This window comes from Pseudomonas sp. PDM20 (assembly GCF_014852575.3).
GTDB lineage: Bacteria > Pseudomonadota > Gammaproteobacteria > Pseudomonadales > Pseudomonadaceae > Pseudomonas.
The window spans coordinates 5,344,181-5,367,663 of record NZ_CM181224.1; the positions used below are offsets into that span (position 1 = coordinate 5,344,181).

The 23,483-nt window shown below is 65.3% G+C and carries 26 protein-coding genes; 10 read left to right on the plus strand and 16 right to left on the minus strand.

What is annotated here, in order from left to right; genetic code table 11:
- Positions 1 to 7: 7 nt before the first annotated feature.
- Entirely contained in the window at positions 8 to 991 is a 984-nt protein-coding gene (locus IB261_RS24590) for an NAD-dependent epimerase/dehydratase family protein (RefSeq protein WP_081516291.1), read from the minus strand.
- A gap of 92 nt (positions 992 to 1,083) precedes the next feature.
- A complete protein-coding gene (locus IB261_RS24595) occupies positions 1,084 to 1,905 on the minus strand; it encodes a M48 family metallopeptidase (protein WP_151188250.1) in 822 nt (273 codons plus the stop codon).
- 429 nt (positions 1,906 to 2,334) lie between these two features.
- On the opposite strand from IB261_RS24595, the gene IB261_RS24600 reads away from it, so the two are divergent.
- Positions 2,335 to 4,467, plus strand: a complete 2,133-nt coding sequence (locus IB261_RS24600) for a methyl-accepting chemotaxis protein (RefSeq protein WP_151188251.1) — start codon at positions 2,335 to 2,337, stop codon at positions 4,465 to 4,467.
- Positions 4,468 to 4,605: 138 nt separating this feature from the next.
- Here IB261_RS24600 and IB261_RS24605 read toward each other — a convergent pair whose 3' ends face one another.
- The 3 genes from IB261_RS24605 to IB261_RS24615 are packed head-to-tail and all read right to left on the minus strand — an operon-like array spanning position 4,606 to position 5,688.
- The gene (locus tag IB261_RS24605; protein ID WP_192380963.1) at positions 4,606 to 5,217 is read right to left on the minus strand and encodes an SOS response-associated peptidase; all 612 of its coding nucleotides are present in this window, start codon (positions 5,215 to 5,217) and stop codon (positions 4,606 to 4,608) included.
- 22 nt (positions 5,218 to 5,239) lie between these two features.
- Entirely contained in the window at positions 5,240 to 5,506 is a 267-nt protein-coding gene (locus IB261_RS24610) for a putative signal transducing protein (RefSeq protein WP_081516295.1), read from the minus strand.
- Positions 5,506 to 5,688 carry a CPXCG motif-containing cysteine-rich protein gene (locus IB261_RS24615; RefSeq protein WP_081516296.1) on the minus strand — a complete coding sequence of 61 codons (183 nt, stop codon included), beginning with the start codon at positions 5,686 to 5,688 and terminating at the stop codon, positions 5,506 to 5,508. The genes IB261_RS24610 and IB261_RS24615 overlap by 1 nt, the downstream gene beginning before the upstream one ends.
- A 138-nt stretch (positions 5,689 to 5,826) precedes the next feature.
- Between IB261_RS24615 and IB261_RS24620 the strand changes: the two genes are divergently transcribed.
- Positions 5,827 to 6,987 carry a 1-acyl-sn-glycerol-3-phosphate acyltransferase gene (locus IB261_RS24620; RefSeq protein ID WP_151188253.1) on the plus strand — a complete coding sequence of 387 codons (1,161 nt, stop codon included), beginning with the start codon at positions 5,827 to 5,829 and terminating at the stop codon, positions 6,985 to 6,987.
- 41 nt (positions 6,988 to 7,028) lie between these two features.
- On the opposite strand, the gene IB261_RS24625 is transcribed toward IB261_RS24620, so the two are convergent.
- Positions 7,029 to 7,307, minus strand: coding sequence for a hypothetical protein (locus IB261_RS24625; RefSeq protein ID WP_081516298.1), 279 nt, complete (start codon positions 7,305 to 7,307; stop codon positions 7,029 to 7,031).
- A gap of 262 nt (positions 7,308 to 7,569) precedes the next feature.
- Between IB261_RS24625 and IB261_RS24630 the strand changes: the two genes are divergently transcribed.
- Positions 7,570 to 7,776, plus strand: a complete 207-nt coding sequence (locus IB261_RS24630; protein ID WP_081516299.1) for a hypothetical protein — start codon at positions 7,570 to 7,572, stop codon at positions 7,774 to 7,776.
- A gap of 62 nt (positions 7,777 to 7,838) precedes the next feature.
- On the opposite strand, the gene IB261_RS24635 is transcribed toward IB261_RS24630, so the two are convergent.
- Positions 7,839 to 8,426 (minus strand): YajG family lipoprotein, encoded by a 588-nt coding sequence (locus tag IB261_RS24635; RefSeq protein WP_081516300.1) that lies wholly within the window; start codon positions 8,424 to 8,426, stop codon positions 7,839 to 7,841.
- Positions 8,427 to 9,229: 803 nt separating this feature from the next.
- Between IB261_RS24635 and mqo the strand changes: the two genes are divergently transcribed.
- Complete coding sequence (gene mqo / locus IB261_RS24640; protein ID WP_192380962.1) at positions 9,230 to 10,723, plus strand: malate dehydrogenase (quinone); 1,494 nt, start codon at positions 9,230 to 9,232, stop codon at positions 10,721 to 10,723.
- Positions 10,724 to 10,786: 63 nt separating this feature from the next.
- Here mqo and IB261_RS24645 read toward each other — a convergent pair whose 3' ends face one another.
- From IB261_RS24645 to IB261_RS24655, 3 genes are all read right to left on the minus strand, one after another.
- Positions 10,787 to 11,188, minus strand: coding sequence for a VOC family protein (locus IB261_RS24645; protein WP_192380961.1), 402 nt, complete (start codon positions 11,186 to 11,188; stop codon positions 10,787 to 10,789).
- 233 nt (positions 11,189 to 11,421) lie between these two features.
- Complete coding sequence (locus IB261_RS24650) at positions 11,422 to 11,709, minus strand: PA4642 family protein (RefSeq protein WP_017519723.1); 288 nt, start codon at positions 11,707 to 11,709, stop codon at positions 11,422 to 11,424.
- Positions 11,710 to 11,807: 98 nt separating this feature from the next.
- The gene (locus tag IB261_RS24655) at positions 11,808 to 12,302 is read right to left on the minus strand and encodes a hypothetical protein (RefSeq protein WP_192380960.1); all 495 of its coding nucleotides are present in this window, start codon (positions 12,300 to 12,302) and stop codon (positions 11,808 to 11,810) included.
- A gap of 136 nt (positions 12,303 to 12,438) precedes the next feature.
- Here IB261_RS24655 and IB261_RS24660 point away from each other — a divergent pair, with 136 nt between their 5' ends.
- A complete protein-coding gene (locus tag IB261_RS24660; protein WP_192223905.1) occupies positions 12,439 to 13,356 on the plus strand; it encodes a LysR family transcriptional regulator in 918 nt (305 codons plus the stop codon).
- On the opposite strand, the gene IB261_RS24665 is transcribed toward IB261_RS24660, so the two are convergent.
- From IB261_RS24665 to IB261_RS24675, 3 genes are all read right to left on the minus strand, one after another.
- Positions 13,340 to 14,764 (minus strand): aldehyde dehydrogenase family protein, encoded by a 1,425-nt coding sequence (locus tag IB261_RS24665; RefSeq protein ID WP_192380959.1) that lies wholly within the window; start codon positions 14,762 to 14,764, stop codon positions 13,340 to 13,342. The two genes, IB261_RS24660 and IB261_RS24665, sit on opposite strands and share 17 nt — an antisense overlap.
- 151 nt (positions 14,765 to 14,915) lie before the next feature.
- Positions 14,916 to 15,392: a WbuC family cupin fold metalloprotein gene (locus tag IB261_RS24670; protein ID WP_192380958.1), complete on the minus strand. Its 477-nt coding sequence runs from the start codon at positions 15,390 to 15,392 to the stop codon at positions 14,916 to 14,918.
- 2 nt (positions 15,393 to 15,394) lie between these two features.
- Positions 15,395 to 15,952 carry a hypoxanthine-guanine phosphoribosyltransferase gene (locus tag IB261_RS24675; protein WP_017519718.1) on the minus strand — a complete coding sequence of 186 codons (558 nt, stop codon included), beginning with the start codon at positions 15,950 to 15,952 and terminating at the stop codon, positions 15,395 to 15,397.
- Positions 15,953 to 16,107: 155 nt separating this feature from the next.
- Here IB261_RS24675 and upp point away from each other — a divergent pair, with 155 nt between their 5' ends.
- The 3 genes from upp (at position 16,108) to gpgF (ending at position 19,211) form a co-directional block, all read left to right on the plus strand.
- Positions 16,108 to 16,746 carry a uracil phosphoribosyltransferase gene (gene upp / locus IB261_RS24680; protein ID WP_081516307.1) on the plus strand — a complete coding sequence of 213 codons (639 nt, stop codon included), beginning with the start codon at positions 16,108 to 16,110 and terminating at the stop codon, positions 16,744 to 16,746.
- A gap of 3 nt (positions 16,747 to 16,749) precedes the next feature.
- Positions 16,750 to 18,051 (plus strand): uracil-xanthine permease family protein, encoded by a 1,302-nt coding sequence (locus IB261_RS24685; RefSeq protein WP_151188260.1) that lies wholly within the window; start codon positions 16,750 to 16,752, stop codon positions 18,049 to 18,051.
- A gap of 161 nt (positions 18,052 to 18,212) precedes the next feature.
- Positions 18,213 to 19,211 (plus strand): glucosaminyl phosphatidylglycerol flippase, encoded by a 999-nt coding sequence (gene gpgF, locus IB261_RS24690; RefSeq protein ID WP_138216024.1) that lies wholly within the window; start codon positions 18,213 to 18,215, stop codon positions 19,209 to 19,211.
- 3 nt (positions 19,212 to 19,214) lie between these two features.
- On the opposite strand, the gene IB261_RS24695 is transcribed toward gpgF, so the two are convergent.
- Positions 19,215 to 19,400: a hypothetical protein gene (locus IB261_RS24695; protein WP_081516310.1), complete on the minus strand. Its 186-nt coding sequence runs from the start codon at positions 19,398 to 19,400 to the stop codon at positions 19,215 to 19,217.
- Positions 19,401 to 19,487: 87 nt separating this feature from the next.
- Positions 19,488 to 20,339, minus strand: coding sequence for a formyltetrahydrofolate deformylase (purU, locus tag IB261_RS24700; RefSeq protein WP_017519713.1), 852 nt, complete (start codon positions 20,337 to 20,339; stop codon positions 19,488 to 19,490).
- Between the two features lie 258 nt (positions 20,340 to 20,597).
- On the opposite strand from purU, the gene mvaT reads away from it, so the two are divergent.
- Positions 20,598 to 20,972, plus strand: a complete 375-nt coding sequence (mvaT, locus tag IB261_RS24705) for a histone-like nucleoid-structuring protein MvaT (protein ID WP_045211008.1) — start codon at positions 20,598 to 20,600, stop codon at positions 20,970 to 20,972.
- Between the two features lie 69 nt (positions 20,973 to 21,041).
- On the opposite strand, the gene sbcB is transcribed toward mvaT, so the two are convergent.
- Positions 21,042 to 22,472 (minus strand): exodeoxyribonuclease I, encoded by a 1,431-nt coding sequence (sbcB, locus tag IB261_RS24710; protein ID WP_192380957.1) that lies wholly within the window; start codon positions 22,470 to 22,472, stop codon positions 21,042 to 21,044.
- Positions 22,473 to 22,615: 143 nt separating this feature from the next.
- On the opposite strand from sbcB, the gene IB261_RS24715 reads away from it, so the two are divergent.
- On the plus strand, positions 22,616 to 23,431 hold the full coding sequence (locus tag IB261_RS24715; RefSeq protein ID WP_151188262.1) for a DUF975 family protein: 816 nt from the start codon (positions 22,616 to 22,618) through the stop codon (positions 23,429 to 23,431).
- Positions 23,432 to 23,483: the final 52 nt, after the last annotated feature.

The window sequence follows — 23,483 nt, forward strand, 5'->3', positions numbered from 1 at the left end:
GCCAAAGTCAGAGGTAGTCGTTGGCGTGGAACCAGGAAATGGCCCGTTCCAGCGTGTCTTCCAGCGGCACATGCGACTCGAAGCCCAGCTCCTCGCGGGCCTTGCGGCCGTCGAGGAACTGCCCGCCGGCCATCACCTCGATGGCGGTGTCGTCCAGCAGCGGCATCTTGCCGGTCAGGCGGTAGCGCCAGCGGCCCAGGGTCGCCAGCGCGCGGGCGCGGTGCAGCGGCATCGGGGTCGGCGCCGGCTTGCCCAGCAGCTTGGCGATGGTGCTGGTCAGCTCGCCCATCTCGATATTGTGCCCGGTGAGCAGGTAACGCTCCCCCACCCGGCCTCGCTCGAGCGCCTTGAGCAGACCACGCCCGGCCTCGGAGGCATCGATGACGTTCCGCCGGCCCGGCACGTAGTGCAGCATCTCGTCGCGGCCGATGGCGGTGATCAGGCGCCCGGTGGTCGGGCCGATGTCCAGTTCGCCCAGCACCATGCCGGGAATCCCGATCACCACCGGCAGGCCGCCACGGGCCTGTTCGCGGGCCTGTTCGTCCAGCGCCCACTTGCACATCACGTAGGCGCTCTTGCCGGTGGGCAGGCCTTCGTAGAACAGCCCCTCATGGCCCGGCAGCCCCTGAGGGTGCGAAGGCATGGCGAAGGCCGAACCGACGTAGAGGATACGCGGTACTTTCGCCTGCAGGCAGGCGGCGTAGAAATGATTGGTCAGGTCCAGTGCGCTGGCCACTTCCTCCTGCCAGCGACGCGGGCGCACCGGGTAGTAACCGGCGCTGAAGATCACCGCGTCGAGCCCGCTGAGCGCGCGGGCCATGCCCTGGTGATCGAAGAGTTCGGCTACCCGGCACTCAGGCTCGAGGTAGGCCAGGCGCTGGATCTGCGACGAGGGTCGGTGGATCAGCACCAGCTGGTGGCCGGCCGCCTTGATCGCGCGGGCGGCGTGGTGGCCCAGGAGCCCGGTGGCTCCGAGTACAGCGATTTTCACGGGTGCTCCCTGTTCACTGGATAAAGCGGCGCAACCTTACGCCGCTCCTGGCCGTTCGAGAGAATCACGAACCCCTGCTGCAAAAACACTGTTCAGCGGGTCTTGGCCTGCTCGTAGAGCGGCATGACCTTCGGGATGGCGGCCTGCAGGTTGGCCATCCGCGTACTGTCCGCCGGGTGCGTGCTGAGGATTTCCGGCGGAGCTTCACCGTTCGACGCCTGCCCCATCTTCTGCCACAGGGTCATCGCGGCGTTGGGGTTATAACCGGCTCGCGCCGCCAATTCCAGGCCGATCAGGTCAGCTTCGTTCTCATTCTGCCGGCTATTGGGCAACGTCAGGCTGTATTCGACCACCTGGTGGGCCATGTCCACGCTGCTCTGCCCCAGCCCCAGCAGCGCGCCGCCAATGCCCAGCCCCATCTGCTCCGCATAGGCGCGGGACATGGCTTCACGGCCGTGCTCACGCAGGGCGTGGGCGATCTCGTGGCCCATCACCGCGGCCAGTTCGTCGTCGGTGAGCTTGAGCTGATCGATCAGCCCGGTGTAGACGATGATCTTGCCGCCCGGACCGCAGTTGGCGTTGAGCTCGTCGCTCTTGATCACGTTGACTTCCCACTGCCAGGACGGCGCGTCGGAACGGAAGGCGCCGGTCTGCGGGATCAACCGCGCGGCGATGGCCTTCACGCGCTTGGCGTCATTGCTGCTGGCATCCAGCTTGCCGGCCTTGGAGGCCTCACCGAGGGTCTGCTGGTAGGACTGCGCATACATCTGGTCGACCTGGGCGCTGGACAGCATGCTGAACATGTTCTGCTTGCGATCGACGCCGACGACACCGCTGCTGGTGGTGTTCACCTGCTGGCAAGCGGTGAGCAGCAGGGCTGCGGCCAGGCCTGCGACACGAAAAACTCTGGGCATGTTGCTCTCCCGAAACAATGCAATCTCCCACGGACAGCGCGCATGGTAGGCCCACCCCCGATGCCCGGCAACTGGCAGGAAACAGCCGGCGCAGCAGTGACTTAGGAAACCGCACCGACGCATCGGAAGGTGCCGGGGGCGCCTGTCGTGGCGTACGCGGTGCGCGGCATCGCGCCTGCGATCCACACCCGCGAGCTAGCCGCGGCCAGCGTCTGATCTCACCCTGGAAACCAGGATGTCGAGGCGCTCGCCACGGCCAGATAATTTCATTTTGACATCACATGCTAGACCTCCCGGTCAGCGCCGACAATCCTGCGACAGGCGGCGAACAGCCGCGTTACAACCCATTACAACGGCCGCCTAAGGAAAATCCCCGGACCTGCCGATACAGATAGACACGCAGACCTCTGGCGCATTCCGGGTACCCGTATGAAATTCAAGTCGATCCAGTTTTCCGTGGTGGCGTTGGCAGGTGCCAGCGTTCTGGCAGTGGTCGCGGCGCTGGTGCTTTACGCGCTGTTCGCCGGCTCGCGGACTCAGGCGCTGGTGCAGGAGCGTACCCAGGCGCTGCTCGAGCAGGTGATCAACGATCGCCTGGTGGCGATCGCGCGCGGCCAGGTCGCGCAAATCCAGCGCGAACTGGAATACCCGCTCACCGTTGCCCGCGACCTCGCCAACACCAACGCCCTGCTCGACGAAACCGACGCCAACGGCCAGCCGCTGCTGGGCATAGGCCGCGCCGGCATGTCCAACCTGCTGCGCCAGACCGTGGCGCAGAACCCCAAGCTGCTCGACGCCTTCGCCGGCTGGGAACCCAACGCCTTCGCCGGCAACGACAGCCAGTACTCCGGCCTGCCCGGCTACGACGCCAGCGGCCGCTTCATGCCCTGGTGGTACCGCAAGGACGGCGGCCTGACCGTGGAAGCCATGGGCGACACCCTGGAAAGCCAGAAAATGCAGCCTACTGGCGTGCGCGAAGGCGAGTACTACCTGTGTCCGAAAGAGAAGCACCAGCCCTGCATCATCGACCCGGCGCCCTACGAGATGGCCGGCAAGATGGTGCTGATGTCCTCGTTCAACGCGCCGATCATGGTCAAGGGCCAGTTCAAGGGCACCGTCGGCGTGGACCTGTCGCTGGACTTCATCCAGGACCTGCTCAAGACCGCCGACAGCCAGCTCTATGACGGCGCCGGCGAGATGGCGCTGATCTCCACCAACGGCCGCCTGGTCGCCTACACCAAGGACCCGGCCAAGCTCGGCGAACCCGCCAGCAGCGTGCTGGACGCCAGCGAAGTGGCCAACCTGGCCAAGCTCACCCTCGACCAGCCGCTGACCTCGGTGGACAAGGAACACGGCCACATCGAGCTGTTCCTGCCCTTCACCATCGCCGACTCCGGCGCGCGCTGGACCCTGATGCTGCAACTGCCGCAGGAAGCCGTGCTGGGTGACCTGAACCAGCTGCAGAGCGACCTGAAATCCCAGCGCGACAGCGACACCCTGGGCATGACCCTGGTCGGCCTGCTGATCGCCGCCATCGGCCTGGCCGTGATCTGGCTGGTCGGCCATGGCATCGCCCGCCCGTTGCGCCAGCTGGTCGGCATGCTCGACGATATCGCCCAGGGCGAGGGCGACCTGACCCGCCGCCTGACCAGCGACCGCGCCGACGAACTGGGCTCCATCGCCAAGGGCTTCAATACCTTCCTCGGCAAGCTGCAGGGGATGATCGGCCAGGTGGTGACCTCGGTGCAGCACGTCAGCGATTCCTCCGAGCACACCGCTGACATCGCCATCCGCACCAACCAGGGCGTGCAGAAGCAGCTGGCGGAGATCGAGCTGGTGGCCACCGCCGTCCACGAGATGACCGCCACCGCCCAGGACGTGGCGCGCAACGCCACCCATGCAGCCGAAGCGGCCAACCATGCCGACCAGGCCGCGCATCACGGCAAGCGCATCGTCGAGAGCAGCTCCACAGCGATCCAGGCGCTGGCCAGCGAGATCGGCCGCGCCGTGGGCGTGGTGCAGTCGCTGGCCCGCGACAGCGAGAACATCAACGCGATCCTGGTGGCCATCCGCGGTATCGCCGAACAGACCAACCTGCTGGCGCTCAACGCCGCCATCGAGGCTGCCCGCGCCGGTGAACAGGGCCGCGGCTTTGCGGTGGTCGCCGACGAGGTGCGCAACCTGGCGCAGAAGACCCAGCAGGCCACCGAGGAAATCCAGTCGATGATCCAGCAGCTGCAGAACGGCACCCGCGAAGTGGTGCACGTGATGCAGCAGAGCCAGGACAAGACCGAGGACAGCGTGCGCCACGCCGGCGAGGCGGCCCAGGCGCTGGAGTCGATCACCCAGGCGGTGTCGGTGATCAACGACATGAACACCCAGATCGCCAGCGCCGCCGAGGAGCAGAGCGCGGTAGCCGAGGACATCAACCGCAACGTCAGCAACATCGGCATGGTCGCCAATCAGGTGGCCGGCGGCGCCGACGAGGCCTCCCAGGCCAGCGCCGAGCTGACCAAGCTGGCCGAGCAGCAGCGCCGGCTGGTGAATCAGTTCAAGGTGTAAGACAGGCTGCCGGGCGTGCGCTGCCGTCGACAGCGCACGCATTGGCAGGATGGGTGGAGCCTATGCGATACCCATGCTGCCGGTGCAGGGGGCGATGGGTATCGCTGCGCTCCACACCATCCTACTGCCCCGGAGTTCTCAGGCCGGCGTCAGGCACTCCGGCCCATTGCAGGTCGGGTCATTGATGAAATTCGCCAGCGCCTGCACGCGCAGCCGCGCCTGGGGCAACTGCAGCAGTTCCAGCAAGCGCGCGGCGGGCGTCTCGTTCGATAGCCATTGCGCCTGCTCCTGCACATCGAGAATCAGCGGCCGGCGCATATCGCCCGCCGCCTGGGTGAGCATCGCCACGCTGTAATAGGTGTGGCCTTCCACCGGATACGCCTCCCACACCCCCGCAAAACAGATCAACCCGCCTCCGGAAACCCAGTGCGGCCGCTTGCGCACGCCGAGCCACTCATAGAAGCCATTGGCCGGCAGCAGGCAGCGACGCTGGGCGAAGGCATCGCGGAACATCGGCTGTTCAACGATGGTTTCCGTACGGGCATGGGCGGGGGTTCGCGACAGGTCCTTCAGCCAGGCCGGCGTCAGTCCCCAGCGCGCGAGGTCGGCATGGCGGGCGCCGTTCTCCTCGCGCAGCATGAGCACGCGGGCGCCGGGCGCGACGTTCCACTGCGGCTGCAGGTCGGCAGGGAAGCCGGCGTTTTCGGCAAGCTCGCGGTTCCAGCGGAACAGGGCGTAGCGGCTGGTCATTGGGACTCGTCGGGGGAGAAGGTCAGCAAAGCAGGACGCCGGGACCGCCCTCGTGATCGTCGGCGCAGCCCGGCAAGGGTTGCGCGGCATTGTACGCGGCGATCAGTTCGCGCGCCTGCTCGGCCACGTCGTCCTCCACCCACAGGTGCAGCAGGCCCAGGCCCGGCAGCTCGCCGATGCCGCCGACCAGATGGCGTCCGCCCAGGTGCGACGAAATGCCCTCGTTGGCCAGCATGCCGCCCAGCAGCTCGGCTTCGATCAGGTCGGCGGGTTCGTAGATTCGCTGCATCAATCGTCCTCGCGCTGGACTTCCAGGGTCCAGTCCACGCCGTCGGTGTGGAGCTGGAACAGGATCGGCCGGCAACACACCGGACAATCTTCATAGTAGCTCTGGTCGCCCCCGGAGAGGTCAAGCACGGCCTCGGCCGGCTCACCGCAATAGGGACAGGAATAGTCCTGACTTTCGAGCATCGCTGGTTCCCCCGTGACTTCCGTTTATAATCGCGCGGTCTTTTTGGGTGCCCGCCTGGCCGGTGAGTCGGCGGCATACCCATCCGGGCCGTCTATTTCGCGGCCTGTCCCGTGATACCCCGAGAATTCATAGAGAGCATGATGGGCGAGTTCGAAGCCATCCGACCGTACAACGACGCCGAAGTCCCGGCTGTCCTGCAGCGCCTGCTGAGCGATGACGCCTTCCTCGGCGCGCTGGCGCGTTACCGTTTCCCGCGTCTGTCCGGTCCGTTCGGCTGGCTGCTCAGACCTCTTATAGCCCATCGGCTGGCCCGCGAAGTCACCGGCATCCGCAGCGTCAGCGAGCTGCAGCACAAAGTCGAGCCCTACGTCGACCGGACCATCGAGCACGCCACCGACGGCGTCACCTATTCCGGCGTCGAGCGCCTGCAATCCGGCCGTGCCTACCTGTTCATCGCCAACCACCGCGATATCGTGGTCGACCCGGCCTTCTGCAACTACGCGATCTACCACGCCAAGCTGCCGACGCCGCGCATCGCCATCGGCGACAACCTGCTGCAGAAGTCCTTCGTCAGCGACCTGATGCGCCTGAACAAGAGCTTCATCGTGCACCGCTCGATCAGCGGTCGGCGCGAGAAACTGGCGGCGTACCAGAACCTCTCGGCCTACATCAATCACTCGATCTGCCAGGACGGCCAGTCGATCTGGATCGCCCAGGCCGAGGGCCGCGCCAAGGATGGTGACGACCGCACCGATTCGGCGATCCTCAAGATGTTCCACATGAGCCGCAAGGACGAGCCATTTGCCGAGGTAGTTCGCCAGCTGCACCTGATCCCGGTGTCCATCAGCTACGAATACGACCCCTGCGATGCCGCCAAGGCCCGCGAGCTGTTCACCCGCGCGACCACCGGCGAGTACACGAAGGCGCCGGGCGAGGACGACCGCAGCATCGTGCAGGGCATCACCGGCTACAAGGGCCGGGTGCACATCAACTTCGGCGAGGAGATCACCGGCGACTTCGCCGACGCCAAGCAGCTCGCCGCCGAGCTGGACCGGCAGATCCTCGGCAACTACCGGTTGTTCCCGGTGCACTACCTCGCCTACGAGGCCTCCGACCTGCGCGACGCCGCGCTGAACGTGCCGCGCGCCGAGACCCTGTTCAAGGCCGAGGAACTGCAGCGTGCGCGCACCGAATGGGAGCGCCGCCTGGGCGAATGCCCCGCGGAGCAGCGCGGCCACCTGATCCTGCAGTACGCCAACCCGGTGCTGAACCAGTACCGGCTCAAGCAGCAGGCATGAAAAAAGGCGCCCTCGGGCGCCTTTTTCAATTCACTGATGACTCAGAGCCGGGTGCTGTACCAGCTCACCGTCACGGCCAGGGCCATGCAGGCGAAACCGAAACGGTAGAAGAAGCGGTTCATCCGCGCGGTCGGCTCGACGCTGTCCAGCGGCACCGGCGCGATTTCGCTCTCGGCGGCCAGGCGCGCCAGGGCGAGGCGCTCGCGGCGGCGGGTCGCCAGCAACAGCCAGCCTCCGGCCAGGGCGAAGAACAAGGCCAGGTCATTCACGATACGACCGGGATGGGCCTGGAAAAGACTCCAGAGCGCCTGCAGCGACATCACAACCTCCGCTTCAGAACTGCACGCCAACGACTTCGAAGCAAAGCGGGGTCAGTCTGGACGAACGGGCTTGGCCCGTCATGGATGAGAAACAATCGACGCGCATTTTATCCGCTGGGCCGCCATCGCAGCCAGCACGCAACGCTTATTTACGACGAGCGTAAGAGTTATCGAGAAAGGGTCTAAGACCTCTCCCGCGTCCTGGCACGTTGCTGGCTTCAACGAATTCTGCAAACCCGGTCTTTCGCCAAGGAGATTCGCCATGCTCGACATCGTCCCCCACGAAAACGCCTACCTGATCGAACACCTGGAAGAAATCGAAGCCGTGGTCGTCGAACTCTCGTTCAACGTCCAGGACGACCACTGGCTGGTCTACACCCAGGCCTGCGGCCACGAACACCTGGACCTGCCGGAAACCGACGAGCGCATGCGTTCGTTCGAGGTCGACCCGTACCGCCAGGCCGCCTGATCGCCCCGATCTGCGCCCATGAAAAAGCCCGCCATTCGGCGGGCTTTTTCATGTCCGATCGATCAGCGCTGGTTCAGCGTCTGGCCGATGGTCGGGTCCTTGAACACGCGGGTCAGCGCGTCGCTGAGCACGTCGCTCACCAGCTTGGTATTGGTCGCCTGGTTGGGCGCCATGCCGAAACGCTGGTTGGTCGAGGCGCCGTAGCGGCCGCTGTAGCGACGGGTGCCGCTCTGCACGTCGGCGCGGAAGGTGGCGCCGATGTCGGCCTCGGTGACGTACATGCCTTCCTTGGGCGACTGGTACTTCAGCTCGGCCAGGGTCAGGGTCAGTTGCGGCGCATTGTAGGCGTTGGCCGACGGGGTGAAGCCCAGCAGGCGCACGGCGGTTTCAGCCTGCAACTGCAGCTTGGGGATCACGTCTTCGCTGCGCACGGTCAGCTGGCTGGTTTCCGAATACAGGCCACCACGGGTACCCAGCGCGGTGCTCGGGCGACCGTCGACGACTTTCACCACCACCGGCTGGCCCTGGCCAACGGCGGCGACCGGGCCCTTGAACTCGGGCGTCGGGTTGAGTTGTTGCGGGCTGAGGGCGCAGCCGGTCAAGGTCAGGCTGGCGGCAGCGATAAAGCCGAGCAACAGGCGAGGCAGCATGCTCATCTCTCCATGGGGTAAGCGATGGCCGGCAGTATACCGGCGGGCAGCGCGGTCAGATAGCGCTTGGCCATTGGACGCGGAACCCGTTCTCAGGGTTCCCTGGCCGCGCGTCGATAGGCCGCCTTGACCCACCTGCAGGCAAGACGCACCGGGAGGGAGCACAAATGGTCAATCAAGGGGTAGACACTAGGAAAAAAGTCTAAGGTGCAGAGCTTTTTTTTGTGTTTCGCCGTTATAATCGCCCCCCGATTATAAGGACGCCTCCTGGTCGGGCCCCGCACGATGCCGACACACCGTGTCTCGCCTCTGCCACCCCTCAAAGAGAGTCGCCACTCGCCTCGGTCACTGGCCGTCGCGCTTTGTACGTTCGTTGCGCAGAACTTGGCAAGGATGCAGCCGCCCCCTCCGCACGGAGACCGGACCGGCCCGCGACGACGATCCCCTTTGAGCTTCACGCCTCCAAAAGAGCGTGATCGAAGGTTTTTCACTACTTCACGAGAGTGTGGCGAGCAATGAAGAGTTTTGCGTTGGTAGCACCATTGACGTCTGACCCCGCAGCACTGAATCGCTTTTTCGGCACCGGAAGCCGCGCATAAGCGCCACTTTCGGATGCACTTGCGGATGAATTCGTCTGTCCGTGGATTGCCGAGAAGGTGCGCATTTCCCCTCCTCCGATCCCGGCCCGAGACATTCCGCGAAAGGTCCTTTGCGACCTGAGAAGAATTCGGACATGCGGCTTTCGCGCAACGAGCGCAAGGCCCCTGTCACAACTGGCTGCTGATAGTTTTGGAGACGCGTTAATGGCGCAGAACGAAATCGAATCGATGGACGTGCTGCTGGTCGGCGCCGGCATCATGAGCGCAACCCTGGCTGTCCTGCTCAAGGAAGTCGATCCGGGCGTCAAGCTCGAGATCGTCGAACTGCAGGAATCCGGAGCCATCGAGAGTTCCAACCCGTGGAACAACGCCGGTACCGGTCACGCCGGCCTCTGCGAGCTGAACTACACCCCGCAGGCGGCTGACGGCTCGATCGACATCAAGAAGGCGGTGAACATCAACGCCCAGTTCGAGGTGTCCAAGCAGTTCTGGACCTACCTGACCGGGAAGGACGCCTTCGGCGCACCGCGCAACTTCATCAACCCCGTTCCGCACATGAGCTTCGTGCGTGGCAAGGACATTCCGTTCCTGAAGAAGCGCCATGAGATGCTTGCCCAGCACCATGCCTTCTCCTCGATGGAATACACCGAGGACCGCGCGAAGATCGCCGACTGGGCCCCGCTGACCATTCCCGGCCGCCCGGCCGACGAGCAGGTCGCGATGACCCGCGTGGAAAGCGGCACCGACGTCAACTTCGGCGCCCTGACCAACCAGCTGCTGAGCTACCTCTCCAGCCGCGAAGGCAGCGAAGTCCGCTACTTCCAGAAGGTCGTGGGTCTCGAGCGCTCCGGCGACGGCTGGCTGGTGGACATCAAGAACACCCAGACCGGCGATGCCCGCAAGGTCAAGGCGAAGTTCGTCTTCCTCGGCGCCGGCGGCGGCGCGCTGCCGCTGCTGCAGATGTCCGGCATCCCGGAAAGCAAAGGCTTCGGCGGCTTCCCGGTGAGCGGCCAGTGGCTGCGTTGTGACAACCCGGAAGTGGTCAAGCACCACCAGGCCAAGGTCTACAGCCAGGCTGAAGTGGGCGCCCCGCCGATGTCCGTGCCGCACCTGGACACCCGCGTGGTCGAGGGCAAGACCTCCCTGCTGTTCGGCCCGTACGCCGGCTTCTCCACCAAGTTCCTGCGCCACGGTTCGTTCCTCGACCTGCCGCTCTCGGTGCGCACCAGCAACCTGCTGCCGATGCTCGCCGTGGCCCGCGACAACATGGACCTCACCCGCTACCTGGTGAAGGAAGTCATGCAGTCCATGGACCAGCGTATCGAAGCCCTGCGCAAGTTCTACCCGGAACTGAACCCGGCCGACTGGCGCCTCGAAACCGCTGGCCAGCGCGTGCAGATCATCAAGAAGGACCCGAAGAAAGGCGGCATCCTGCAGTTCGGTACCGAACTGGTAGCGGCCCAGGACGGCAGCATCGCCGCCCTCCTCGGCGCCTCGCCGGGTGCTTCGGTCACCGTTTCGATCATGCTGGGCCTGCTGGAGCGCTGCTTCCCCGAGCGCTACAAGTCGGCCGAGTGGACCGCGAAGCTCAAGGAGATCTTCCCGGCCCGCGAGAAGCAGCTGGAAACCGACGCCGCGGTGTACCGCGAAGTCAACCAGATGACCGCCGACCGTCTGCAGATCGTCGCCGCGTCCTGAGTGCCGCACTCATGAAAAAGCCCGCCATCCGGCGGGCTTTTTCGTGTCCGTGGTCAGCGCGGTTCAGTGGCAGCTGACCATCCAGCCGACGCCGAACCGGTCGGTGAGCATGCCGAAGCGCTGCGCCCAGAAGGTCTTCTCCAGCGGCATCTCCACCCGCCCCTCCTCCGCCAGGGCGGCGAATGCCTGCTCCGCCGCCACCACGCTGCGCAGCGTCAGGTGCAGGGAAAAGCCATTGAAAGCCGCGTTGTGCTCGCCGCGACCATCGGACAGGAAGACTTCCGTCTCGCCGATCTGCAGGCTGGCGTGCATCACCTTGTCCAGCCAGCCATCGGGCACCGGCGACGGTCCCGGCGCCTCCTCGAAGCGCATCAGGCCTCCGAGCTGGGCGCCCACCGCGCGTTGGTAGAAGGCAATGGCCTCATCGGCGCGACCATGGAAAAACAGATAGGGCTGTACTTGCACGGCTTCGTCCTCGCCTTGTCGTTATCGTTCTGAGGGAAAGTCTAGGCGGGGATTCGCGGAGATGTCCGGCGAGTCTGTTCGTAGGATGGGTGGAGCGCAGCGATACCCATGCGGTCCGCAGCTCGGAAGTGATGGGTATCGCTACGCTCCACGCCATCCTACTTCGAGTTTTCCTGCTGAGCTCGCGCATAAAAAAGCCCGCACAGGGCGGGCTTTTCAGCAGTTCGCAGCGATCAGCCGCGAGCAGCCTTGATCACTTCGATGTAGGGCTCGGCCTGGCGCTGGTCCTGGATCAGGGCGATGAAGTCCTGGCCCTGGGCATCCTTGGCGGACAGGTCGTAGCCGGCCTCGACGAAGAAGCCGACGAAGCGCTCGAAGTCGTCGATGCGCAGGCCGCGGTAGGCCTTGACCAGCTTGTGCAGGGACGCCGGGGTGTCGTCGGCCGGTTCCACGTCGAGGAACAGCTTGATGGCGTCGTCGTTGATCTCTTCGCCAATCACCTGCTTCTTGTCTTTACGCATCGCTCGCTTCTCTCTACGGCTGTCTCGGGGATCGCGGCCGGCAACGGCTCAGGCCGGGCACCACGGGTCGGGCAGTTTAACCCTGCGCCGGGCGCGGCTCAACGCGCGCGAATGGCGCCGGTGTGCAGGTCGGCCCAGATATGGCCGTTGCCGTAGGTGAGGAACTGCACGTAGACGGTGCCGTTGCGCAGCAGGTCGAGCAGCTGTGGATAAGCCGCCTGCGGGTAATACAGGCTAAGCACGCGAGTCTTCTCGTCGTAGGCGGGCTTCTTCAGGCTCTTGCCCTCGGCGTCGAAGCTGATGACCACCTGGCTGATCTGCGCCCCCTTGTTCAGCGGCTTGCCCTTCAGGCGCAGCAGCGACGGCGTGGTGATCGGGATCGGCTGCTGGTTGGACTGGCGCTGGTTGCCCAGCACCACGCTGTATTCGGTGACCTGCAGCAGTTGCTGCTGCTCCGGCTCGCCCTGGCGCAGGCTGGCGTCGTCCGGGGGCAGGAACTGGCTGTGCATCGGCGCGGCAACGGTCATCCCCGCAAAGCCAAGCGGAAGGCAGAACAACAGCGCCAGCACGGCGCCCGACATGCGAACGGACATCATCACCTCCGCGGGACAGGGCCGAGCACTCTAGCATGCGCCCGAAGCGCCACGACAGGCGCACATGGCAAGCCTGTCGATACATTGATAGCCTTCGAAGTCAGGCATATCTCACATCGACACAGGCCCATCCTCGATGCTGCACAACGTCTCCGACCTCGACCTGCGCCTGCTGCGCATCTTCGCCTGCGTGGTGCGCTGCGGCGGGTTCTCCGCCGCGCAGGGCGAACTGGGCATGGGCCAGTCGACCATCAGCACGCACATCGCCAGCCTGGAGACGCGCCTGGGCTATCGCCTGTGCGAACGCGGCAAGAGCGGCTTCCGCCTGACCGAGAAAGGCGAGCGGGTACTGGACTATGCGCAGAGCCTGTTCGCCGCGCTGGGCGACTTCCGCGATCAGGTGCAGTCCCTCGCCGGACGCCTGGTCGGCGAGCTGCACCTGGGCCTGGCCGACAACATCGCCACCCTGCCCGAGGCACGCATCCACCAGACGCTGGCGCGCTTCAACCGCCGCGATCAGGACGTGCGCCTGCATTTCCTCATCGAATCCTCCAGCGAACTGGAGCGTCTGGTGCTCAACGGCCGCCTGCATCTGGCCATCGCCTGCTTCAGCCGGCGCCTGCCGAACCTGCGCTACGAGCCGCTGTACCACGAGCGGGTAGCCGTGTTCTGCGGGCGCGAGCATCCGTTGTTCGACAAGTCAGTGAAGGACGCCGCAGAGCTGGAAAGCTGCGACTGGATCCAGCACGGCTATGCGGTGGCCGACGTGCAGTTGCCCGCCGATCCGCAACGCAGCACGGCCTTCGCTCAGCACATGGAGGCGGTACTCCACGCCGTACGCGCCGGCACGCATCTGGGCTACCTGCCCACGCACTACGCCGAGCGCTGGGTGGAACAGGGCGAGATGCGCGCGCTGCTGCCAGACAGCCTCGGCTACGGCATCACCCACAGCCTGGTGGTGCGCGACGAGCCGGGGCACAACGAAGCGCTCCAGGCGCTGGTCGAGGACCTGCGCCTGGAGCACGGGGTGACGCCGATCAGCGCGGCGCGGTGATGTGCTTGATGTCGAAGAACGCCGACAGGCCCCACGGCCCCAGCTCGCGGCCGATGCCACTGCGCTTGCCGCCGCCCCAGGAAGTCTGCGGGAATACCACTTGCGGCGAGTTCAGCCAGACGTTGCCAGCCTCCAGATGCTCGGCGACGCGCTGGGCGCGCTCGAGATCGGCGCTGCACACGGTGGCGGCCAGGGCGAAATCGCTGTCGTTGGCCTGCCCCAGGGCGTCCGCTTCATCACTGAAGGTGCGCACGCACAGCACCGGGCCGAAGATTTCCTCGCGCCACAGGCGGCTGTCAGCCGGTACGTCGGTGTACACGGTCGGCTGGATGAACCAGCCCTCGGCCGCTGCGCCGCCGGTCAGGCAGGCCAGGCCTTCGTCGCGAGCCACCGCGAAGTAGTCGAGCACCTTGCGGCACTGCGCTTGGCTGGTCATCGGGCCCATGTCGGTCTCGCCGAGCAGCGAGTCACCGACGCGCAGGCCTTCCACCGCGACCTTCAGCTTCGCCAGCAGCGGCTCGGCGATGGATTCCTGCACCAGCAGGCGCGAGGTGGCGGAACACATCTGCCCGGCGTTCCAGTAGACGCCGGCGATGATCCACTGCACGGCTTCGTCCAGGTCGCAGTCCTCGAACACCAGGATCGGCGACTTGCCGCCCAGCTCCAGGCCCACCGGCAGGGTGCGCGCGGCGGCGGCTTCCATGACCTTCCGGCCGACGACGTTGCTGCCGGTGAAGGACAGCTTGGCGATGCCCGGATGGCTGCACAGCGCTGCGCCGGCATCGGCCAGGCCCGGCACCAGGTTCAGCACGCCGGCCGGCAGGCCGATGACGTCGGCGATCTCGCCCAGCACCAGCTCGATCAGCGGGGTGATCTCCGAGGGCTTGAGCACCACGGTGCAACCCGCTGCCAGGGCCGGCGCGACTTTCCAGGCGCTGGTCACCAAGGGGAAGTTCCACGGCACGATCAGGCCGACCACGCCGATGGGCTCGAAGCGGGTCTGGGAGCGGTAGCCGGCGTCCGGCAGGGCCACTTCGGCGTTCTGTCGGGCGTCCAGCTGGTCGGCCAGTTCGGCGTAGTAGGCGAAGGTGGCGATGGCGTCGCCGATATCGATTTCCGCTTCCAGGCGCGGCTTGCCGCTGGCCTGCATCTGCAGGGCGATCAGCGCTTCGCTGCGGGCTTCGAGCTGTTCGGCGAAGGCGCGCAGGTAGCCCGCGCGCTGGGCGGCGCTGGTCAGCTTCCAGTCAGTGAAGGCGCGCTTGGCGGCAGCCACGGCGCGCTCCACGTCGGACACACCGGCGCAGGCGACTTCCGGCAGCGCTTCACGGGTAGCGGGAGCGATCGGGCGCAGGACGGCACCGCTGTCGGCGGGCAGCCATTGGCCATCGATATAAAGGAGACGGGACATGCGAACCTCGGACGGTTGTCTGGTGAGGGTCGCAGGATAGGTGTGCCATGCATCGCCAAAAATGCGAGTCAGCCCATGCATGCATCGACAGGATTCGATGTGTAGGCGCGGGCCATTCCCGCGAATCGCGCCCATCGGGCGCGCTCTCGAATCAGGCTGGGAACTGCGAACGCATCCAGTCCAGGTAATCGGCAGCGCCCGCCCCACCCTCGCGCGGTGCCCATTGCCCGCGCTCGTCCTCGCCCAGCGGCACGAAGGGGCCGGCCTTGGCTTCGAACATGATGCTGTCCGGCTCCAGCGCCACGATGGCGTGGAAGGTGCCCGGCGGCAGGTCCACACCGACGCAGTCGCCACCGGCACGCAGCACGCGGGTGGTCAGCAACTCGCCGTTATCGGAAAAGATCAGCAGGCCCAGCGCGCCTTTCACGACCAGCAGGCTCTCGGCCTTGTCCGGGTGACGGTGGCAATGCGGCGGGATGTAGCTGTCGGGTTGCAGCGCATTGAGCAGGCGATGGCAGGGCTCGGTCTGCTCATGGAAGTTGTGGTTCTGCCGGCGCCGGGGGCTGGCGGCGGCACGGGCCGCGACCTCGTCGAACAGCGCACTGTCGAGAAAACGCGGCCCGCCCATCGTCAGAGGCCTTTGACGGCGAAGATGCCGGCGGCGTTGCGCCAGTAACCCTTGTAGTCCATGCCGTAGCCGAAGATGTAACGGTCGATGCAGGACAGGCCCACGTAGTCGGCCTTCAGGTCCGGACGGGCCTTGCGGTCGTGGTCCTTGTCGATCAGCACGGCGGTGTGCACGCGCTTGGCGCCGGCATGCTTGCAGAAGTCCATGATCGCCGAGAGGGTGTGCCCTTCGTCGAGGATGTCGTCGATGATCAGCACTTCGCGGTCGATGAAGGAGATTTCCGGCTTGGCCTTCCAGAACAGCTCGCCGCCGGTGGTCTCGTTGCGGTAACGGGTCGCATGCAGGTAGGAGGCTTCCAGCGGGAAATTCAGCAGCGGAAGCAGCTTGCCGGAGAAGATCAGGCCACCGTTCATCACGCAGAACACCACCGGGTTGGTGTCGGCCAGCGAGCCGTTGATGGCCTCGGCCACACGGGCGATGGCGGCCTCTACCTCGGCGTTGGTGTACAGGCAGTCGGCTTCGGCCATGACTTGGCGGATGTGCGCGAGATCGACGGACATGGGGGTTCTCCCGTGAAAAAGTGCGCAAAGGTACCTATCGGCGTGCCACGGAGCAAGGGTCAGCGGACGAATGTCGCCGACAATCGTGGCCCAAGGTAGCTAGGATGCATTACGCTACCGCAATTTTTTTGCCAGCCCGTCCGGAGAACCCGTCCATGCCCGTCCTCGAGATCCGCCATCCCCTGATCCGCCACAAGATCGGACTGATGCGCCGTCACGATATCAGTACCAAGAATTTCCGCGAGCTGGCCCAGGAAGTGGGCGCCCTGCTGACCTATGAGGCGACCAAGGACCTGCCGCTGGAAAACTACGAGATCGAAGGCTGGGCCGGCCCGGTACAGGTCGAGAAGATCGCCGGCAAGAAGATCACCGTGGTGCCGATCCTGCGCGCCGGCATCGGCATGCTCGACGGCGTGCTCAGCCTGATTCCGGGTGCCAAGGTCAGCGCCGTGGGCGTGGCGCGCAACGAGGAAACCCTCGAAGCGCACACCTACCTGGAAAAGCTCGCGCCGGACATCGCCGAGCGCCGCTCGCTGATCATCGACCCGATGCTGGCCACCGGCGGCTCGATGGTCGCCACCATCGACCTGCTCAAGAAAGCCGGCAGCAAGGACATCCGCGCCATGGTGCTGGTGGCCGCTCCCGAAGGGATCAAGGCAGTCAACGATGCGCATCCGGACGTGCTCATCCTGACCGCTTCCATCGACCAGTGCCTGAACGAGAACGGGTACATCATGCCGGGCCTGGGCGACGCCGGTGACAAGATCTTCGGCACCAAGCAGAAGGAAACCTGATAGATGGCCGATGAATTCAACGAACCGCTGTGGCGCCAGATCATTTCTGGCGCACAGATGCTCTTCGTGGCCTTCGGCGCGCTGGTACTGATGCCGCTGATCACCGGCCTGGACCCGAACGTCGCGCTGTTCACCGCCGGCTTCGGCACCCTGATGTTCCAGATCGTCACCGGCCGCCAGGTGCCGGTGTTCCTGGCCTCGAGCTTCGCCTTCATCACCCCGATCATCCTCGCCAAGGGCCAGTTCGGCCTGGCGGCGACCATGGGCGGCGTGGTGGCGGCGGGCTTCGTCTACACCTTCCTGGGCCTGGCGGTGAAGGTCAAGGGCACCGGCTTCATCGACCGCCTGCTGCCGCCGGTGGTCATCGGCCCGGTGATCATTTCCATCGGCCTGGCCATGGCGCCGATCGCCGCCAACATGGCGATGGGCAAGGCCGGTGACGGCACCGAGCTGATCCCCTACAAGACCGCCATGTTCATCTCCATGCCGGCGCTGCTGACCACCCTGATCGTCGCCGTGTTCGGCAAGGGCATGCTGCGCCTGGTACCGATCATCGCCGGCGTGCTGGTGGGCTATGGCCTGTCCTTCGCCTTCGGCGTGGTCGACGTGGCGAAGATCGTCGCTGCGCCCTGGCTGGAGCTGCCGAAGTTCACTGCGCCGGAATTCAACTGGCAGGCCATCCTGTTCATCGTTCCGGTGGCGCTGGCCCCGGCCATCGAGCACATCGGCGGCGTCATCGCGGTGGGCGGTGTGACCGGCAAGAACTACCTGAAGACCCCGGGCCTGCACCGCACCCTGCTGGGCGACGGCATCGCCACCTCCGCCGCCGGCCTATTCGGCGGCCCGCCGAACACCACCTATGCCGAAGTCACCGGCGCGGTGATGCTGACCAAGAACTACAACCCGAAGATCATGACCTGGGCGGCGGTGTTCGCCATCAGCCTGGCCTTCGTCGGCAAGTTCGGCGCCATCCTGCAGAGCATCCCGGTCCCGGTGATGGGCGGCATCCTCTGCCTGCTGTTCGGCACCATCGCCTCGGTGGGCATGAACACCCTGATCCGCCACAAGGTGGACCTGTCCCAGGCGCGCAACCTGTGCATCGTCTCGGTCACCCTGGTGTTCGGCATTGGCGGCGTGCTGATCGGCACCGGCACCGGCCCGGACGACTTCGGCCTGAAGGGCATCGCCCTGTGCGCGATCGTCGCCATTTTGCTCAACCTGATCCTGCCCGGCGAAGAAGGCTGGGAGAACAAGGCGCTGGAACAAGGCGCCGGCGACTCCTCCGCTGACAAGCCCGCCGAGTGAGGCAGCGGCGCCGCCGGAAGGCGGCGCCGAAGCCCACGTAAAGTTGGGCGAACGCCACATGCCGAACACGGTCCATTCAGCATGACAGTTCGATTCCGACAGGAGGCACTGCCCATCCGCTTCGCCTCGCTCGTCCCGTTTTCTCCGTCGCAGGTGCGCCCGTGAGCCGTGCCGCGTGGCTGCTGCTCGGCCTGATCGGCGCCTCGCTGATCCCCCTCGCCATCGGCGGCCGGGAGATGCTCGAGCATGTCCTGGCCTTCCCCCTCGACCAGTTGCTGATCATGTTCGGCATGATCTGCCTGTGCTGGCTGATCAACGCGCAGAAGCTGCGGGTGCTGCTCAATGGCCGCGCCGGCGAGATCGGCAAGGTGCGCTCGGTGGGCATCATCATGGCCTCGGAGTTCGCCTTCTACGCCACCCCCGGCGGCACCGGCGGCCCGCTCACCCTGATGGCCCTGCTCGCCCGCCACGGCATGCGCCCGGCGCACAGCAGCGCGATCTTCGCCGTGGACCAGTTGAGCGACCTGCTGTTCTTCCTCTGCGCACTCGCGGCGGTGCTGGTGTGGGCACTGTCGCACAGCGTCAGTCCGAACCTGGAGACGTCGCTGATCACCAGCGGTGTGCTGCTGGGCGGGATCTTCTTCGGCGTGGTACTGCTCGCGCGCTTCCAGCGCCGGGTGATCAAGGCCAACGGCCGGCTGTTCGAACGCCTGGGGATGAAGCCGCGCACGCGCCTGCACTGGGCGCGCAAATGCCTGCACTTCCGCGATACCCTGGTGAGCTGCCTGCGCCAGCCCAAGCGCCGGCTGCTGCTGATCTTCTTCTTCACCTGCTGCCACTGGGTGCTGCGCTTCTCGGTGCTCTACATCACCCTCAAGGCGCTGGGCGTGGACCTGCACTGGGCCTGGGCCTTCCTGATCCAGCTGCTGTCGCTGGCCGCGGGTCTCGCCACGCTGCTGCCGGGTGGCGCAGGAGGCACGGAGCTGACCAGCGCCGCGCTGCTCGCCCCGCTGGTGGGCAAGTCCACGGCCGCCGCAGCCATCCTGATCTGGCGCGTGGTGACCTACTACTTCTACCTGGTGATGGGCGCGCCGGTATTCGCCCTGATGGCGGGCCGGCCGTTGTTGCGCAAGCTGATGGGGCTGCGGGAAAGCGCCTGAGGATCAGTCGCCGGAAGGCTTGTCGTCTTCGGACGGTGCCTTGGGTTTGAGTGAATCCCAGAGTTCAGCGGCGCCGGGAAACTCGGTGCCGTCCTCGTCGCTCAAGGCTTCGGGATCGTAGCGGCTGGTACAGCCTTCGCCCAGGGTGGGCGGCGGGGTGGCGGTGCCTGGGTTTTTCGGGTCACTCATGCTGACCATCTCCGTTGAGCGCAGCGCCCGCCGTCAGGCGACGGCGGGAGCATGCGGAGTACCCAGTCTAGAACGAAACCGGGTCGATCAGTCGAATACCACGGTCTTGTTGTCGTGCACCAGCACGCGGTCTTCGAGGTGGTAGCGCAGGCCGCGGGCCAGCACCAGCTTCTCCACATCCTTGCCCAGGCGCACCAGGTCTTCGATGTTGTCGCGGTGGCTGATGCGCACCACGTCCTGCTCGATGATCGGGCCGGCGTCCAGTTCCTCGGTCACGTAGTGGCAGGTCGCACCGATCAGCTTCACGCCACGCAGCGACGCCTGGTGGTACGGCTTGGCACCAACGAAGGACGGCAGGAAGCTGTGGTGGATGTTGATCACCTGGTGGCGGTACTTCTGGCACAGGTCCGGCGGCAGGATCTGCATGTAGCGCGCCAGCACCACGTTGTCGGCCTGGTGCTCGTCGATCAGGCGCGACACCTGTTCGAAGGCCGGCTGCTTGTTCTTCGGGTCCACCGGGACGTGGAAGTACGGAATGCCGTGCCACTCCACCATGCTGCGCAGGTCATCGTGGTTGGCGATCACGCAGGGAATCTCGCAATCCAGCTCGCCGCTGTGCCAGCGGTGCAGCAGGTCGGCCAGGCAGTGCGATTCGCGGCTGGCCATCAGCACGACGCGTTTCTTCACCGAGGAGTCGGTGATGCGCCACTCCATGGAGAACTCGCGGGCAATCGGGGCGAAGGCCTGGCGGAAACCGTCGATATCGAACGGCAGGGAGTCGGCACGAATCTCATGCCGCATGAAGAACCAGCCGTTGTCGTTGTCGGAATGGTGACTGGCCTCGGTGATCCAGCCGTTGTAAGTGGCCAGGAAATTACTCACCTTGGCGACGATGCCGACCCCGTCGGGGCAGGCGATCACCAGTCGGAAAGTGCGCATGGGTGTACTCCAGATACATCGCGAAGGCCGCCATTCTAGCGGCTCGAGGGGAAAAGATCAGCCATTGCCACGATGCGCCGACGAGAGCCAGTTCGATGCATTGCGAGTGCTGCGATTAATTACCGGCGAATGAACTAGTTAAACAAGTCGACAATTACCGACAAAACTTTTCCCAAGCATTTACTTGAACAACTTCGCTGACTATTATGTCTGCTACAAACTTTCCGCCACCGCTGGACCCAGAACAAGGTACCCAACATGTCGCTGATCAACGAGTACCGCGCTACCGAAGAAGCCATCAAGGAACTTCAGGAGCGCCTGAAATCCCTGGAACAGGACGACAAGCTGAAGAAAGAGCTTGAGTTCGAAGAGAAACTTCGCGCGCTCATGGCCAGCTACGGCAAGTCCCTGCGTGATGTCATTGCCCTGCTCGATCCGGACGCGAAGCTGAGCAAATCGCCGCGTGCCGCAAAAGCCACCGTGAGCAAGCGTGCTCGCAAGGTCAAGCAGTACAAGAACCCGCACAACGGTGAAGTGATCGAAACCAAGGGCGGCAACCACAAGACCCTCAAGGAATGGAAAGCCAAGTGGGGCGCCGAGGCCGTAGAAGGCTGGGCCACACTGCTGGGCTAAGCCTTTCCGACATGAAAAACGCCAGCCTTGCGCTGGCGTTTTTTATTACCCGCAGAAAAGTGCGCGGCGCTACAGGCTATAGCGCGCGCGCAGCACCTGCGCATACTTGTCCCACTCTTGCAGCACCAGACGGCCGGCCGGCGTGGCATTGACCAGTTGCTCGCTCATCGCCGCGGCAAAGTTATCCAGAGTATTCGGCGCGCCCCACTCGGCATGACTCAGGCGTGCACGGCAGAAGTCCTGCCATTGTTGCTGTTCCGTGGCACTCAAAGTTTCCGGGAAATTGCGCGCGCGATAACGGAAGAGCAGTTCGGGAAGTCGCGCATCATCGAACGGCCATTGTTCTTTCGCCAACCTCGCGGGATCGGCCTGGCGCACCTGCTCGCACAATCGGCGATCACGGTCGCCGATAAATCCGTCATACAACTGCTGCTCGGGATCTTCACTGCCGGCGAAACTTTCCTCGGCATACAAGGGCGCGAGTTTGTCCTGCCAGATTGCCTTCGCATCGGTCAGCGTCCGCCCCGCCGCGAGACAAGCCTCGAGGTCCAGGCCGATGCGCTCACGATCCTGCGGGCGCAATACGGACAGCGGCGCCACCACCGGGCATTTGTTGATGTGCAGCAGCTTCAGCGGCACCGGCAGTTCGCCCTCGGCCAGCTCGTCACGACGCGTGTAGAGGCGCTTGCGCAGGGTTTCCGCATCCAGCTCCAGCAAGGGCGAAACATCGGCAGCCAGGTCGCAGACGATCAATGCGTTGCGGTTGCGCGGATGCCAGCCCAGCGGCAGCACCACGGACAGGTAATGCCGCGCCCCGGAGAACATGCCGGAGATATGCACCATCGGCTGCAGTACGCGCACCTGGTCCAGCACGCCCTGCTTGCCGCGCAGGCGATAGAGATAGTCGTAGAGCTTGGGCTGGCGGTCACGCACCAGCCGCGCCAGGGCGATGGTGGCGCGCACGTCGGACAGCGCGTCGTGCGCCTGCCCGTGATCGATGCCGTTGGCTGCGGTGAGGCGCTCCAGCTTGAGGCTGACGACGCCGTCCTGCTCTGGCCAGACGATGCCTTCGGGGCGCAGGGCGTAGGCGGTCCGCACCATGTCGATCAGGTCCCAACGGCTGTTGCCGCCCTGCCACTCACGGGCGTAAGGATCGAAGAAGTTGCGGTACAGGCTGTAGCGCGTCACCTCATCGTCGAAGCGCAGGCTGTTGTAGCCCGCCACGCAGGTACCCGGCTGCGCCAGCTCGGCGTGCAGGCGGGTCATGAATTCGGCCTCGCCCAGACCGCGCTCTTCCAGCCGATCCAGCGTGATGCCGGTGACCAGGCAGGCGGCCGGGTGCGGGAGGATGTCGTCGCTGGGCCGGCAATAGAGGTTCAGCGATTCGCCAATCTCGTTGAGGTCCTCGTCCGTGCGGATGCCGGCCACCTGCAACGGGCGGTCGCGGCGCGGGTCGATACCGGTGGTTTCGTAGTCGTACCAGAAGATGCTGGCGTTCATCGTTTTTCCTTGCCTGCAAGCGAGTGCGTCGCAGTCTAACAGTGCGGCCGACCACACTTCCAAAACGCCTGACTGGCACCTAGCCAGCCCCCGCCTTTATGATGGGCGTCGCAAGGACACACCCACTGGAAAGGACTTTCCTCATGCAAGACATCGCTGCACAAAATCCCTACAGCGCTCCGCTGAGCAACCTCGAACCGGGCGCCGCCCAGGGCGCGGTACCCTCCATCGTCGAGGCCCTGACCCGCGGCTACAACTTCGGCATTGGCGACCTGCTGGGCGAATCCTGGCGCCGCACCAAGGGCGCCAAGGGCCTGATCATCGGCGGCTTCGTGGTCTTCTATGCGGCGATCTTCGCCCTGGTCAACGTGCTCAGCCTGTTCCTTACCGTGGTCGGCGTCGCCGGGATCGCCGGCATGGGCCTGCTCGGCGACAGCGAAGCCGCCGGGGGCATGGCGGTCGGCGCGCTGGTCGCGTTCTTCATCGGCTCCATCGTCCTGAGTTTCATCGCCACCGCCGTCTGCTACCCGCTGCTGGCCGGCGTGAACATGCTCGGCATCCGTCGCGCGGCCGATCAGCCGCTGCGCTTCAACGAAGTCTTCAGCCACTTCGGCCGCACCTTCCAGGTGGTGGTCTGCGTGCTGCTGAGCACCATCATGATCTTCATCGGCTACTTCCTCTTCGTGCTGCCGGGTATCTACCTGAGCATCGCCTACATGCTCGCCATCCCGCTGGTGGTCGAGCGCGGCCTGTCGCCCTGGGCGGCGATGGAAGTCTCGCGCAAGGCCATTACCCAGCACTGGTTCAAGGTCTTCGGCCTGCTGCTGGTGTTCGGCCTGCTGTTCATGCTCAGCACCCTGACCCTGGGCATTGCGCTGATCTGGGTGCTGCCGTGGCTGATCGTCGCCATCGGCGTGCTCTACCGCACCATCTTCGGCGTACTGCCGCCGGCCAAGTGATCAAATCGGCCTGAGCCTGCCAGCGCGGTTGCCTCGCCGCACCGCGCTGGCT

What these genes read in the sequence shown, in the direction of transcription:
- IB261_RS24670 (WP_192380958.1), bottom strand. Translation starts at nt 15,392, where the DNA reads ATGGGCGGGCCGCGTTTTCTCGACAGTGCGCTGTTCGACGAGGTCGCG.
- IB261_RS24715 (WP_151188262.1), top strand. Translation starts at nt 22,616, where the DNA reads ATGCAAGACATCGCTGCACAAAATCCCTACAGCGCTCCGCTGAGCAAC.
- mqo (WP_192380962.1), top strand. Translation starts at nt 9,230, where the DNA reads ATGGCGCAGAACGAAATCGAATCGATGGACGTGCTGCTGGTCGGCGCC.
- IB261_RS24685 (WP_151188260.1), top strand. Translation starts at nt 16,750, where the DNA reads ATGGCCGATGAATTCAACGAACCGCTGTGGCGCCAGATCATTTCTGGC.
- sbcB (WP_192380957.1), bottom strand. Translation starts at nt 22,472, where the DNA reads ATGAACGCCAGCATCTTCTGGTACGACTACGAAACCACCGGTATCGAC.
- IB261_RS24635 (WP_081516300.1), bottom strand. Translation starts at nt 8,426, where the DNA reads ATGCTGCCTCGCCTGTTGCTCGGCTTTATCGCTGCCGCCAGCCTGACC.
- IB261_RS24660 (WP_192223905.1), top strand. Translation starts at nt 12,439, where the DNA reads ATGCTGCACAACGTCTCCGACCTCGACCTGCGCCTGCTGCGCATCTTC.
- IB261_RS24615 (WP_081516296.1), bottom strand. Translation starts at nt 5,688, where the DNA reads ATGCTCGAAAGTCAGGACTATTCCTGTCCCTATTGCGGTGAGCCGGCC.
- IB261_RS24675 (WP_017519718.1), bottom strand. Translation starts at nt 15,952, where the DNA reads ATGTCCGTCGATCTCGCGCACATCCGCCAAGTCATGGCCGAAGCCGAC.
- IB261_RS24620 (WP_151188253.1), top strand. Translation starts at nt 5,827, where the DNA reads ATGATGGGCGAGTTCGAAGCCATCCGACCGTACAACGACGCCGAAGTC.
- IB261_RS24605 (WP_192380963.1), bottom strand. Translation starts at nt 5,217, where the DNA reads ATGACCAGCCGCTACGCCCTGTTCCGCTGGAACCGCGAGCTTGCCGAA.
- IB261_RS24625 (WP_081516298.1), bottom strand. Translation starts at nt 7,307, where the DNA reads ATGTCGCTGCAGGCGCTCTGGAGTCTTTTCCAGGCCCATCCCGGTCGT.
- IB261_RS24695 (WP_081516310.1), bottom strand. Translation starts at nt 19,400, where the DNA reads ATGAGTGACCCGAAAAACCCAGGCACCGCCACCCCGCCGCCCACCCTG.
- IB261_RS24600 (WP_151188251.1), top strand. Translation starts at nt 2,335, where the DNA reads ATGAAATTCAAGTCGATCCAGTTTTCCGTGGTGGCGTTGGCAGGTGCC.
- purU (WP_017519713.1), bottom strand. Translation starts at nt 20,339, where the DNA reads ATGCGCACTTTCCGACTGGTGATCGCCTGCCCCGACGGGGTCGGCATC.
- IB261_RS24665 (WP_192380959.1), bottom strand. Translation starts at nt 14,764, where the DNA reads ATGTCCCGTCTCCTTTATATCGATGGCCAATGGCTGCCCGCCGACAGC.
- IB261_RS24630 (WP_081516299.1), top strand. Translation starts at nt 7,570, where the DNA reads ATGCTCGACATCGTCCCCCACGAAAACGCCTACCTGATCGAACACCTG.
- mvaT (WP_045211008.1), top strand. Translation starts at nt 20,598, where the DNA reads ATGTCGCTGATCAACGAGTACCGCGCTACCGAAGAAGCCATCAAGGAA.
- upp (WP_081516307.1), top strand. Translation starts at nt 16,108, where the DNA reads ATGCCCGTCCTCGAGATCCGCCATCCCCTGATCCGCCACAAGATCGGA.
- IB261_RS24650 (WP_017519723.1), bottom strand. Translation starts at nt 11,709, where the DNA reads ATGCGTAAAGACAAGAAGCAGGTGATTGGCGAAGAGATCAACGACGAC.
- IB261_RS24595 (WP_151188250.1), bottom strand. Translation starts at nt 1,905, where the DNA reads ATGCCCAGAGTTTTTCGTGTCGCAGGCCTGGCCGCAGCCCTGCTGCTC.
- IB261_RS24655 (WP_192380960.1), bottom strand. Translation starts at nt 12,302, where the DNA reads ATGTCCGTTCGCATGTCGGGCGCCGTGCTGGCGCTGTTGTTCTGCCTT.
- IB261_RS24610 (WP_081516295.1), bottom strand. Translation starts at nt 5,506, where the DNA reads ATGCAGCGAATCTACGAACCCGCCGACCTGATCGAAGCCGAGCTGCTG.